At 46.6% G+C, this 12,273-nt stretch carries 9 protein-coding genes; 1 reads left to right on the forward strand and 8 read right to left on the reverse strand.

What is annotated here, in order from left to right; genetic code table 11:
• Window positions 1-95: 95 nt before the first annotated feature.
• Entirely contained in the window at window positions 96-1,523 is a 1,428-nt protein-coding gene (gene yegD / locus PATL_RS03985) for a molecular chaperone (protein ID WP_011573669.1), read from the reverse strand.
• A gap of 211 nt (window positions 1,524-1,734) precedes the next feature.
• Here yegD and PATL_RS03990 point away from each other — a divergent pair, with 211 nt between their 5' ends.
• Window positions 1,735-2,628 (forward strand): hypothetical protein, encoded by an 894-nt coding sequence (locus PATL_RS03990; RefSeq protein ID WP_011573670.1) that lies wholly within the window; start codon window positions 1,735-1,737, stop codon window positions 2,626-2,628.
• A 25-nt stretch (window positions 2,629-2,653) separates the two neighbouring features.
• On the opposite strand, the gene PATL_RS03995 is transcribed toward PATL_RS03990, so the two are convergent.
• The 7 genes from PATL_RS03995 to PATL_RS04025 form a co-directional block, all read right to left on the reverse strand.
• A complete protein-coding gene (locus tag PATL_RS03995; RefSeq protein ID WP_011573671.1) occupies window positions 2,654-3,265 on the reverse strand; it encodes a hypothetical protein in 612 nt (203 codons plus the stop codon).
• A gap of 1 nt (window position 3,266) precedes the next feature.
• Complete coding sequence (locus tag PATL_RS04000) at window positions 3,267-4,853, reverse strand: YHYH protein (RefSeq protein WP_011573672.1); 1,587 nt, start codon at window positions 4,851-4,853, stop codon at window positions 3,267-3,269.
• A 165-nt stretch (window positions 4,854-5,018) separates the two neighbouring features.
• The gene (locus PATL_RS04005) at window positions 5,019-6,518 is read right to left on the reverse strand and encodes a purple acid phosphatase family protein (protein ID WP_011573673.1); all 1,500 of its coding nucleotides are present in this window, start codon (window positions 6,516-6,518) and stop codon (window positions 5,019-5,021) included.
• Between the two features lie 139 nt (window positions 6,519-6,657).
• Window positions 6,658-9,147 carry a TonB-dependent receptor domain-containing protein gene (locus PATL_RS04010; RefSeq protein WP_011573674.1) on the reverse strand — a complete coding sequence of 830 codons (2,490 nt, stop codon included), beginning with the start codon at window positions 9,145-9,147 and terminating at the stop codon, window positions 6,658-6,660.
• Between the two features lie 170 nt (window positions 9,148-9,317).
• Complete coding sequence (locus tag PATL_RS04015; RefSeq protein ID WP_011573675.1) at window positions 9,318-10,469, reverse strand: FecR family protein; 1,152 nt, start codon at window positions 10,467-10,469, stop codon at window positions 9,318-9,320.
• Complete coding sequence (locus PATL_RS04020; protein ID WP_011573676.1) at window positions 10,466-11,140, reverse strand: RNA polymerase sigma factor; 675 nt, start codon at window positions 11,138-11,140, stop codon at window positions 10,466-10,468. Before PATL_RS04020 ends, PATL_RS04015 begins: the two co-directional genes overlap by 4 nt.
• Before the next feature lie 242 nt (window positions 11,141-11,382).
• A complete protein-coding gene (locus tag PATL_RS04025) occupies window positions 11,383-12,225 on the reverse strand; it encodes an Npun_F0296 family exosortase-dependent surface protein (RefSeq protein WP_011573677.1) in 843 nt (280 codons plus the stop codon).
• Window positions 12,226-12,273 lie beyond the last annotated feature (48 nt).

The raw sequence follows: 12,273 nt of genomic DNA on the forward strand, positions 1-12,273 counted from the left end.
AGGCTTTAAAAACACAGATGAGCATTAACGCGCGGATGAGAGCACAGTGAACCACTGAGCTCTCATCCGTATTTTTTATGGGCCTACTAAATATATTACCCGGTGAAGATGCGCTTCGCATGGGTTGTCAGCCCTGAGGTAACACTGCCAAAATGATCACCAATCACAATGTCTAGCTCGGGAAAGACCAAGTTTATCCATTGCTGTACCACAGGGGACATCGCCGTACCACCGGTGACGTAAAGCACGTCTGGCGTAGCACCCGCTTGGGTAATGGCCTCTTTCATTAAGCGCTCAAACTTACTTAGCTCATCGGCAATAGCATCGCTTAGCTGTGCGCGGCTAACAGGTATGTCCAAGCCAGCTTCAATATAATGCAGGGGCAACTGAATCTCTTGCTGATCAGATAGCAAGATTTTTGCTTTTTCTGCACTGCGGCTAACACGTAAACCATATTTACCATCACGCAGGGCTTTCAAGCGATTCAATTTTGGGTTGGGGCTGATGCGGCAATACTCTTCAATATCTTTGCCCGTTAGGCGCCCATTAAACTCTTGCTGAGCCGCTACATCGTTAACGCTCACCGCTTGTTTAAACAAATGGTTGGGCACGGGTAAGCCATTATTCAGTACCGTATTTTTACCAAATTCCGGCATCAGGGCCATCAGCGCCAGTTTATTGTCTAAATCGATACCCCCGATGCGTTTACCTGTGTGACTCAAAATACAATCTTGTCTGTCGATTAAGTGCACGTAACTTGGGCCGACCTTGATCATGGAGCAGTCCGTGGTGCCCCCACCTAAATCTAGGATCAGCACCAGCTTGTCTTCGTTTAATTGGCGCTCATAATCATATGCGGCGGCCACAGGCTCCATCAAAAATTGCACGTCTTTAAAGCCAACTTTTGCCGCTGCGCTATCAATAATGCTCAGGGCTTGTTTGTTGCCGTCCTTACCGAGTAGCCCGTGAAAGTTAACCGGGCGACCAATCATGATTTGGCTGAACTCTTGCTGCTTAATGCATTCTGCTTCTTGCTTAATGAAGGCCAACATTTTTTCGACTATGGTGGTGAACACGGCTCTTTGCGTAGCGTTGATGTCTGCCCCTAAAAACGACTTGGGAGATTTAATATAAAAGCCACTTTCAGGATGAGAGACATGGGTTAGCTCAGCCTCCTCCCCGAAAATAACGTCACCATTGGCTGCAAGTGCTTGCACTATACTTTGTGCTCGCTGATCGTTAGCTGTGTTTAAGCGATGCGCTTTACGCAGCTGTTTGCGTGCAATATTCACCAGTTGCTCATGATTGAGTGAAGTAGATACTTGTGGATCTTCTTTTAAAGCAGAGATCTGCTTAGCAATCATATCCGTAGTCAAATCGGCAGGTGTGCTATTGCTGTGTTCAATAAACAGCGATGAAGGTAAACGAGATTTTCCATCTTCAAGGGGAATAAGTACTGGAGTATTGTTTTCGATAACGGCGATAGAACAGTTTGACGTGCCAAAGTCGAGGCCTGCGAACATTCAGGAGATCCTTTAGGAACTGAGATAATGTCCGACATTTTAATATAAAGCGTCGCCATAAATTGTTATTTAAATGTTGTTAGTAACGTGAGTGAGCAACGAATGAACAGTGAAGCGATATAAAGTCTCGGTAAATTTCATTGCAATAAGTGTATCGGATTGTTATCAATAGCCCAATTAATAAACCCAAAATGAACAGTAGAGTGTAAATATGGATATGAAAAAAATAGTGTTAGTCGGGGCCGTTTTTTTAGCGGTTGTTTATTTTGGTGGCTCAATGTTGGCGACGCAAAAAGCGGAAGAGGCCATGCAAGCGGTAGTCAATGAAACTCGCGGATTTGGGGCTCAGATGAGTTACGATGACTTATCAGCCTCTGTATTTGGCAGCGTCACAATCGACGACCTGGTGATTGATACGCGTATCGGTAAGGTGTTTATCGATGAATTGTATATTGAAGAGTTTGAGCAAGAACAGAATATGCTGTCTGAAATAGCAATGGAGGCAGACGATATTCGAGTGACTGGGTTTCCCATTAACAACTCCCCTAGGGATTTATTTGAAGCATTCATCTATTTGCTCCAGCAAGAGGGCAATGAAATTGATCTCGCGCTGGCGCTAGAAATAGATATTGATGATGATGAAGCTGAGCTCGAAGCACTCAGTATTGATGGCGACAATATTGGTGAGTTGTATGCCTCTATGAAGCTGCGTGGCCTTAAAAAGCTGCAAGATCTACAAAACCAAAGCCCGTTGTTGATGGGCACGGTTATGTTACAGGAGTTGGTGGTGCATGAAGCGTCTTTGTCTTTAGAAGATGATGGTATTTTAGACGCGTTACTTAATAGCGAAGCTAAGCAAAAAGGCGTCAGTGCTGATTCTTTGCGTGAGTCTGCTATCGAGCGCGGCAAAAAAGCCAAAGACAGAGCAACGGATAAAACTGAGAAGCAACTAGCCGAAGCCGGTATTGCGTTATTAAAGGGGGATGGCATTACCCTCACGCTGAATGAAGATACCCCTGTTAAGCTTGAGCAATTGTTTCTAACGGGCAAGCAGGGCATGCAGCGAGAGTTGCAAAAAGCGAAGTTTGATTTAGATATCGATTAACGCCCAGTTTAGCCAACAAGCACACCTAATGGTGGGCATGTTGGCTTTTAATCTGCTCAGCGTTCGATTCTTTAGGCTGTGAGGTGGCTTTTATGGGCTGTGAGGTAAAATAGTGCAAGACTATGTTTTGCTTAGATAAATCGAGAAAAACCGAACTGACGATATTGTGATCCCCAGACATCCAGTTCTCATGCTTATGACTATTTAAAGATACCGCAACTTGGTTAACGCCCTCTTTCAGCCAAGATTGCGGTATGTGCACATCTTTACCGTACAGCCTTTGGCGTTTAATCCCGTTTACGAAAACATGGGCATGGCCTTGTAGCACGCCGTCGACTTTATCGTCAGCAGTTATCGTTGCTAAATCAGGGACGTTCAGTAGGTAATTGTCCACTTCCAGGTGAATATTCACCCCGTCAATGGGATCGCGAAATGCGCTCAGCTGGATTTTCGGAACGGGCGTGGTTCTGCCAATATCCCGCGCTTTATGCTCATGTATTTCGGTTGATGCTAAGGCCATATTGCCAGTCACGTTAAAAAGCGTCACGGCCACAATGAAAAGCGTGATTATCACAAAATCTTTGTGACGAACAATATCAAGAAGCTTGCGAGGTAAAAGATGCTGACGTATTGACATATTAAGCTCCTGGGGGCGGGCCCATCGTCGCCCCTGTACTGCATGATGCAACTGCGTTGTCTTGTAATTGGCCAGCAAAGCGGGTGCCAATAATGTACGGGAACGCCGGTACGTAGGAGCCGTTTTCCTGAATGATGGTGATGTGATAATGGTAACCGCGAACGCTATCGGTATGGCCGTTGTATTGATCTAAGTAGACTCCACCTTGCTCGGTTAACGCGCTGTTCCAATAGTAATCTTCGTAGTAGTAGCCGTTATCTGCAACCAATTCGTTACCCGATAACGTAGTCACCACATCTTCAAATTCCGGCCCTTGAGTGGCGGCCTCGGTTCCTAAAGATGCATCGTATTGGTCAATCAAGGTACAGCTACGAGCGTTGTCAGAGCAACCCGTTGCTGAGCTTGACGTATAATCCCGTACTTCCCATGCGCTCACGGCTAACTGACCATCTTCTTGCCAAGGGCCATATATGGGATAACCGTCGGCTGCGTAACCATAAATAGGTGAATGTTGGTCGCCGGTATCACCGACCAAGTCGGCTAAACAGCGGGTATAAAAGTGGTGATGATAGTCGCCATTTGCCGAGTGCCCGCCACAAATATCCACGTCATATTGTTCAGCAACAGGGGCAAGGTTTAGCCATGAGCCATCGCTGTTGTAACTCATTCCATCTCCCCAGTTATACACAGATGAGCCATTAACGAATAAGCCGACTTTGCCTAAACCGTTTTCACATTCTTGTGTCGTGGCTTGGGGATTTTTCGGGAAATACACTTCTCGCTCATCTTCAATAGGGCAAGCAGGGCCTGGGGGCCAATATCCGTAACCGGCATTGCTATCGCAATTTTGTCCTGTGCTGACGTAACCTACGTCTTCACCGAACTCAACCACATCACCCACAGATGCGGTTGTTTGCCCAGTGACTAAATCTGAACTGGCTTTTGGGCGGTTATTGATGCTGTCTATAATCTCTTGGGTCATGGTGACATCGTATTTTGGGATCCCTTGGCTTGTAACAAGGGTATAATCTGTGTCATCAATGGTTTCATCACTTACCGATTGCACATTTACCAGCACGCCAATACCTGTGACTGAGTCCAAAATTCGGCTGGAAACCTCGTTAGTGGTATTGATGATCCACACATTGTCATTTTCATCGCCAGAGTCGTCTTCACTATCATCATTAACAGCACTGACAGTAACAGACACTGTATCGGTGACCGCATCATTGACACCATCATCTACAGATACTTGAAATTGCAGTGTTTCTTCATTGGCTACAGCTGGTGCGGAAAAACGGGGGCTAGGCGAGTTAGCATCGCTAAGGGGGACGTCGGTTCCTGATAGTTGAGCCCAGTTAATGTCATAATTTGTGTCATCGTCTGAAATGTTGGCATTCAGGGTAACTGAGTCGCCCGCTACCACAGTTTGAGCCTCTCCTGCCTCTACTACAGGGGACGTGTTCACTGTTTCACCCGTTGCGCTATCTTCGCTATTTGATGACTCAGCGCCACAGCCGTTGAGTAACGCGCATAGAAACAATGCGCTAGACCATGTGTTGATTGAGGTGAATCGTTTTTTAGCCATTGCTAGACCTTTGAGGGCAGAAATTCAGGCGATTAATATATCGACATAGTGTGGAGGTAGCGTGCAGAAACTGTGCAGTTCGCGGGGATTTATTGGAGGGGCAAGTGTTAAGACAATGCAGGAAGTAACGTTGACTCCCTGCATGCCCATATGGAGGTAGCCTTATTACTCAGCTAAATCGTGATGAGTTTTGTATAAACCGGTATTTTTAAATGTGCGCTGGGGGGGTAACTCCTTAGCGACGCTTAACGTTTTATTTCCTTGATTGTCTTTACGTAAAGTGAATTCATCGTAAATCTGCCCATCAGAGGTGAAAGACTGGTAAATGAGATTATCCTGGGTTTTCTTGATGATTTGGTAGGTTGGGGTGTTCTCGCCAATGCGCTCTAGTGTGACATCGTAGTCACCGTATTCATCCCAGCGCGTCGATTTAATCGGGTAGGTCTTAGGTCCTGCTACAGAGGTGACAAATACGATTTTAACTTGCTTCGTTGAGGAAGGTGTGGCCATTTTATGAATGTCGCTTTGAATGCCGATGCTGCCCCGCGCGTAGGCGTGATCGTGGCCTTGCAGCACCAAATCAACCTTGTGCTTTAACATAATGGGCAAAAATGCTGCGCGTATTTCGGGTTCATCTTGCCCTGGGGTATTTAACGGCATACCGCATGACGAGAAGATAGGGTGGTGCATCGTCACGATACGCCATTTCGCTGTGCTAGTTTGTAGCGCTTGGTCTAACCAATGCGCTTGAGCTTGCAATAAATTGATGTCACCACGGGCTTCGGAGTCAAGTACAAAAACATCCATCTCTGGGTAATGGGTAACGTAGGCTGTTTCTTGCAGTGCGCTAGGTAAAGAAGGGGTCAAGGGCAGGGTAAATTGGCTTTGCCACAATGTGGATAGTGCCCAGCTTTTTTGCGCGTTTTCTTGTACTTGCCAATCATATTCATGGTTACCGGCCACGAGCACCGCTGGCAATGTACGATGAATGAATTGCCCTGCGTTCAGCCAGTTTGACCATTGTTGATCGCTTGCTCCTTCATTGACTAAATCCCCCGCATAAATAGCAAATTTAGCATTCGGTGCATGTTGCCAAGCGCGGCGAAGTACTAATGGCCAATGTGAATAAATACCATTTTGGGCGTCACCGAAGTACAAGAAGGAAAAGTCTTGATGGGTATCAACAGGGGCAGTTTTAATTTGTTGCCACGGGGACCACATACCCGTTGCGCCCGCAACACGGTAGTTGTAATACGTATCGGCGTGTAAATCTTTGAAGGTTAGTGAATGGTAATGAACATTGGGCAAACCATCATTGGCTGGATAGCGAAAGTGACCAGAGTCGCCGATTCCATTGGCCAGTGCAGCGCTGTGCGTTTTCGCTACAAACTGAGCCGCGTTTGTATCATAGCGTGCATCAGGTTGTGCTTGAACAATTTGCCCGTAGGCTCTGTTGACTGAATTATCGGTACGCCATGTCACCGAAAAGCTGTCTGCTGGGGAGACCGTTGGAGTGGCAATGATACGATCCGGCCATTGGGTGGCAACTGGGTGTGGGGTTAACGCTTTAACTGAAACCGCTTCGCCATTGGCCACACTCACGTACAGCAAAAGCGGTAGGAGCAGAGCCAGGCTTAAAGGCTGCGAGAAAAGACGGGCTGTCATGAGTAAACCTTTTTCCAAATAAATTAACGGTAAAAACACGCGACTGAAAAACGGTGGCGCGTTTGAAGGGATATGCTCATGGCGAGCGTTCGTACTCGCCATGATAGTGAGGTAAACAATGTGAATGAATAATGTGAGGCTAAAAGGCGTAGCTAACACCACCGCCGTATGTGGCCGGTGCGCCGACTAAACGCGCCCCACCGTTTAACTCAAGAAAATACACTTCATCTGTGATGTTGCGACCGTAAGCGTAAACATTTAACCCGTTTGCAAACGTTACATCTAGGCGTACACCGAGCAAATCATACGAGGGAGCTGTATTGCCATCGCCAGCGTTTAAGCGGTTCGACTCTTCACCGTGGTAACTGTAATTCAAACGGGCGTTGAGTTGGGTATTGTTAGCCAGTGATGTTTGGTAATTTAGTACCGCCGTTTGACTCCATTCAGGAGAGCCAGGCAATGGGTCGCCGATGGTACTGACCACATCGTTCACCCGATTAGAGCTAAATTCTGTGATTTCCGTATCCAAATAAGTACCGGCAGTATTGAAGGTGATTTTGTGATCATTGGCTTCATATAACGTGACTGCTATTGAGGCTTCTGCACCGCGCACGGTGGCTTCACCCACGTTAGTTCTACCATTGGTGTCGTTTGATAGCCGCGCCGTTGCTTGCAGCTCTTCAAAATCATACGAGAACAGGTCAAAGGTGAAGTTGATGTTGTCTGTTACATACCGTGCCCCTGCTTCATACGCGAGTACTTCTTCTGATTCGAAGGGCTGGGTCTCTTCTTCAGAGAATATCGATGTGCCGTCGAAACCGCCACCACGATAGGCTGTGCTCACGGAGGCGAAAACGTTGAGATTGTCATTGATAAAATATTGAATAGCCAGTTTGCCTGAGACATTGCTGTCGTCAAACTCGCGGTCCCATGAGAAGTTGGCGTCTGTTTTAAAGGTTTCTTCGAAAACTGATAATCCCCATGGATCGGCATCAATATTTTCACCGCGGAATTTCGCATTGTCTTTGGTGTAGCGCAGGCCACCGCTTATCACTAAGTCGTTTGAAATGTTCCAGTCGATGTTTCCGAAGGTCGCAAAGCTATTACGGCGCTGATTGTAGGGCGAGCTGTATTGAGATAGCACCGCGTAGCTGGTCCAGTTACTGGTGAAATCAACAGAGTCATTCATAAAGAAGGCTCCTGCTATCCAGTCAAATTCGCCGCCGGTTGCGTCACTCAAGCGAATTTCTAATGATGTTTGGTCAAGATCATCGTCGAAGTTGTATTGGTAGCGAGGAAATGACGTGCCGTCTCCGTTACCACTGACATTGCGCTCACTGCTTTGCAATGCAAATAGTATGTCGAGGTTTAAGCCTGATTGTAATTGGCGGTTAAGGTCTCCTGAAAATCCGCTCACATCGATTTCATGAGAATAATATTCGCTGGTGTAAAAATCGTAAGGGTCGTTACCTTCCCCTGCGTTAAGTGAAGGGTTGTCATCTTCAAATGCAATACGGTCATACTGGCGGGTATCACCTCGGTCTTGGCTGGTAAAGTAATGCAGCGTAAGAGACGTCACCTCATCAAAGTCGTATACGGCTGTGCCACGAAAGGCGAATAAATCTGCATCGCCAAATCCGTCGCGCTCACCTGGGTCAGCCACTGGGGGCACAATACCTTGGGTGCCTTGGGGTACAAAGCCTGCGAAGTTGCCTGCACCTTTACCGTCCATAAAGCCTCCACCTTGCTCCATAAGAACCGCAACGCGAACGCCTAACTTGTCAGAGACCTTGCCGCCAACCGCTGCTGTGCCTGAAACAAAGTCGTACGAGCCGTATTCGATATCGGCGTAGCCGTTCAACTCCTCACCTGGGGCACGAGTGATAGCATTAATTGCCCCGGCCGTAGTATTGCGCCCGTAGAGGGTGCCTTGGGGTCCTTTGAGTACTTCGATGCGCTCTAAATCAAAAAGAGGCATGCTCAAATAAGCGTTGGAGGTTTGATAAATTCCATCAACGTGTAAGGCTACGGACGGGTTACCGTTAGGCTTATAGTCATCAGCGCCGCCTATACCACGTATGGTGATAAAGCTGTTTTCAGGGCCACCAAAAGCAGAGTTAATGGAAATGCCTGAGAGGCTATCAATTAAGTCAGTGAAGTCAGTTACGCCTTGGGCTTTTAACTCGTCTGCGCCCAACACTGAAATGGCCACAGGAGTATCTTGTAAGCTGCTATCGCGCTTTAACGCAGTCACAACAACTTCGTCCATCGGGGCTTGATAGCTTGCGGCACGTTTATTTTGATATTTATTTTTTTGTGACGCTTTTTTGATAACAATCGCGCCGCTGGGCTGTTCGTACGCTTGTAAGCCGCTGCCATCTAACAATTTTTCTACGGCATTGAGAACGCTAAGTTCACCTGAGATGGCAATAGCCTGTTTGCCGCTGACAAGGCGACTTGGAGCAATAATAACCGTGCCGGTTTGTTGCGATAACAAGTTCAATGCTTGCCCAAGTGGTTGCACTGAAATATTAACTTGGGTTTGCTGAGCTAACACGTAGGCGGGTGTCAAAGCCGCGAGGGCAGTACCAAACAAAGCGAATTTAATTGAACGTGTAAGTGTATTCATGATGTTACTTCCAGTTAGTTAATATAGGTTTCGCTAGAAGAGTCGTCAGCGCGATATTTTTTTCAGCATAAGTGCTTGTTTCATAAAAACTTCACATAGTGAGTCGTTATTTATCCGATGGGAGAGGTAAAGGTGTGCCAGCAAGGTTTGGCTCTTGCTGGCGTTGCACATTATTCTTCGGTTAACACGCTTCGAGTGGCTTCATGGGTGAGTGTTATGGGGTAGGCCGAGGCTAATCCCTCTAACATGGGCTCGATTTGCTCGAAGGTAAATGATGCCGTGATAGGCAGTTCGTTAATGCTGTTATCTAAAATAATCACTGGTTTTTTCACGTAGCGATTAATATCCATGATGACATTTTTGAGGGGAACGTTATCGTAAATCAGCCGCTGCTCTAACCAAGCAAATTCAGTCTCAGGCTGAAAAACAGTAATAGGTGAGAGAAACCTCCCTTGGATATCAGTATGCAGTTGTTCGTTTGGTCTTAGCTGTAATACTTGCTCCCTTTGCCCTGCTGTTTCTGGTAGGTCAGCCACATCAACCAAACCCCGTTGAACTGAAATTTTCAAACTATTGTTTGGGCTGTATTTTACCTCAAACGCGGTACCACGTACCCGTACTTGAGTTTGCTGAGCCGTAACGGAAAATACGCGACTAGGGTCATGAGTCACATCAAAGTAGGCGCTTCCTTTACGTAAGGTTATACGCCTTTCATCCTCACTGAACGCGACTAAAATACTTGAATTGCCAGCAAGCGTCACGTCACTGCCATCACTTAAGGTGATTTGGCGATTTTGCCCCACAGGCGAGGTGAACGCGGTTTGCGGTTGAGGAATTTCAAGATGAGCGGTTGTGTTAAATACCCCATTGAACGCAAGTAAAGCCACACTGGCGGCCATTGCACATAACGCCAAAAACGATTTTGCGAATATACGTTTGGGCTTTACTTGATGCACTGTGGTCGTTTGCTGATCTGCATGTTGCTGTATCCATTCTGCCGCAGAATCTGTCATGCCGATGGTTTGCCAGATCTTTTGACTGTGGTTAAAAGCCTGCTTGTTATCGTCACTGCTATTGAGCCACAAAACAAACTCTTCGCGTTTGTCTGCGCTGGTATGTCCGCAATATAAGTACGTTAACCATTCTCTGGCTCTGGCTCTGGCTTTGGCTCTGGCTTGAGGCGAGGATGAGCTGGAAGCCTGCTCGTATTCACTGCTTTCATTCACTTCATGATTTGCGCAGCGCTTATTGCTTTTTTTAACACTTGGTCGATTGCTATTGTTTAGTCCGTTGTCGCTAGAATTGCTCTTTGTATGGGTCATGACGTTGGCTCTGTTGAGATATTGCGGGGCGACATATGCGATGAGAAAGCTTGGTCGTTGGCGTTATTCTCCTGCTCATCAATGCGCTCTAAAATTGCCATTATCGCGTTTAGTTGGCGGCAGATATCTGCAACACTCCAGCCGGTATCTGAGGATATTTCAGAATACGTTTGGCCTTTGATCCGGGCGCGCATCAAAATGTCGCGTTGCTTCTCAGTTAGCTGTTCTGTGCCTTTTTGTATTGCAGCAATACGTTGCTCACCCTGCAAAATAGTTTCGGGGCAAACGTCATCACACTGATCTTCTGGGAGTTGAGTATGCTGTGCAATGAGCTCACGAGTTTTACACAAACGCCCTATCGATTTGAGGGTAATATTCATCGCTATTTTGATGATATAGGCTTTGGGGTCTTCTATTTGTTCAAAATCACGTATTTGGGCAATACGGCTAAACGCTTCTTGGGCCACGTCTTCTGGCTCTGGTGGACCTGAGCCGTAACATTTGTGCAGTATGCAGCACACATCGCGCCAATGATCTCTGAACAGCTTATCGATTGCGTTAGGCGCTTGTATCTTCTTTGGTTTAGACGCAGGGGACGTTATTTCTAAAGCTTGGGGTTTTACATGGGAGTTTAGAAAAAACAGCGAAGCCTTTTGTAGCGTTTTGCTCATTGTGTTTACTCTTACACACTAAAAACGGACGGATAGTAATCGCGGAGTAAAACAGAAACATGACAGCTGGTGGCTTTGGGCTAATATTCATAAAAACTTCATATTTTTCATGACGGACTTCACAGGCTGTGCACTTGCTTTTCTGCATAGGCTCGTTGCACAAAGTGTTCAAGGGTGAAAGAAAAATAAACAAATGGATATAAAAAAAGCCGGCAAGCCGGCTTTGATGTAAAGTGTATTCATTATTTCTTGAGGCGCTTTCCAACGCCAAGACCTAATAGCCCTAAACCGACGATAGCAAGGCTGGTTGGCGCGGGCACGTCTCGCTTGTCTAATCCAACAACGATGTTGTCAAACTCACCTGCAACACCAGAAGAGATAACTCGAAGTCTGTTAAAAGCTTCGTTTGCATCAAAGGCTATGTTGACATAGACATTTGATGAATCCGCGACTTGGTTACCAGCGGTGCCGTTTAGTTGGGCCAAAAGCTCAGCGCCAGTTATTTTGCCCACGAGTGCATCGTCAGAGTAAAACTCAAAAGAGTTATAGGTGTCTACCGAGCCCCAATAAAAGCCTAGATAATTAACGCGAGAATCAGCAAGTGACGACACGGTTGTTCCTATACTGTCTAGAAAGCTTGTGTAATCGATATCTACAAAACTATCCACACCCACGGTGGAAGGCGTTGTGTAAGCATAACAAGTGTTATCGCCAGCAGGTGCCGCGGCAACATTCCTAGTTGACCCCTCACGAACGTTAAGCACGGACGAACCACTGGCTGTAACGGCTAGTGGTGAGTTGATGGCACATCCGTTTGATGAGCCTGCAACGTTGTAGCTTTCATCTTGGGTCAAGGGCAGCGCATCGATAGCGGTGGCTTTGTCAAACGTTTCTACGAAGTAGCCGTCGGACAAAGAATTGATCGTGTTGTCAGCGTTGATTTTTAGACTCGTCTTGCCCGAGCCGTCAGTGGCGGCTTGGCCCCCGAAGGAAATAACCGCCGCATGCGCAGACTGGCTAACTGCCAAAGCGATTAAGGTCGTTTTAAATAACTTTATACTGTTTTTAGTCATTGAATTTTTCATGTGTAACTCCGTTATGCAGCTACAGTTACTGCTACTAAAGTATTAGCA

Source organism: Paraglaciecola sp. T6c (assembly GCF_000014225.1).
GTDB lineage: Bacteria > Pseudomonadota > Gammaproteobacteria > Enterobacterales > Alteromonadaceae > Paraglaciecola > Paraglaciecola atlantica_A.

What these genes read in the sequence shown, in the direction of transcription:
- yegD (WP_011573669.1), bottom strand. Translation starts at nt 1,523, where the DNA reads ATGTTCGCAGGCCTCGACTTTGGCACGTCAAACTGTTCTATCGCCGTT.
- PATL_RS03990 (WP_011573670.1), top strand. Translation starts at nt 1,735, where the DNA reads ATGGATATGAAAAAAATAGTGTTAGTCGGGGCCGTTTTTTTAGCGGTT.
- PATL_RS03995 (WP_011573671.1), bottom strand. Translation starts at nt 3,265, where the DNA reads ATGTCAATACGTCAGCATCTTTTACCTCGCAAGCTTCTTGATATTGTT.
- PATL_RS04000 (WP_011573672.1), bottom strand. Translation starts at nt 4,853, where the DNA reads ATGGCTAAAAAACGATTCACCTCAATCAACACATGGTCTAGCGCATTG.
- PATL_RS04005 (WP_011573673.1), bottom strand. Translation starts at nt 6,518, where the DNA reads ATGACAGCCCGTCTTTTCTCGCAGCCTTTAAGCCTGGCTCTGCTCCTA.
- PATL_RS04010 (WP_011573674.1), bottom strand. Translation starts at nt 9,147, where the DNA reads ATGAATACACTTACACGTTCAATTAAATTCGCTTTGTTTGGTACTGCC.
- PATL_RS04015 (WP_011573675.1), bottom strand. Translation starts at nt 10,469, where the DNA reads ATGACCCATACAAAGAGCAATTCTAGCGACAACGGACTAAACAATAGC.
- PATL_RS04020 (WP_011573676.1), bottom strand. Translation starts at nt 11,140, where the DNA reads ATGAGCAAAACGCTACAAAAGGCTTCGCTGTTTTTTCTAAACTCCCAT.
- PATL_RS04025 (WP_011573677.1), bottom strand. Translation starts at nt 12,225, where the DNA reads ATGAAAAATTCAATGACTAAAAACAGTATAAAGTTATTTAAAACGACC.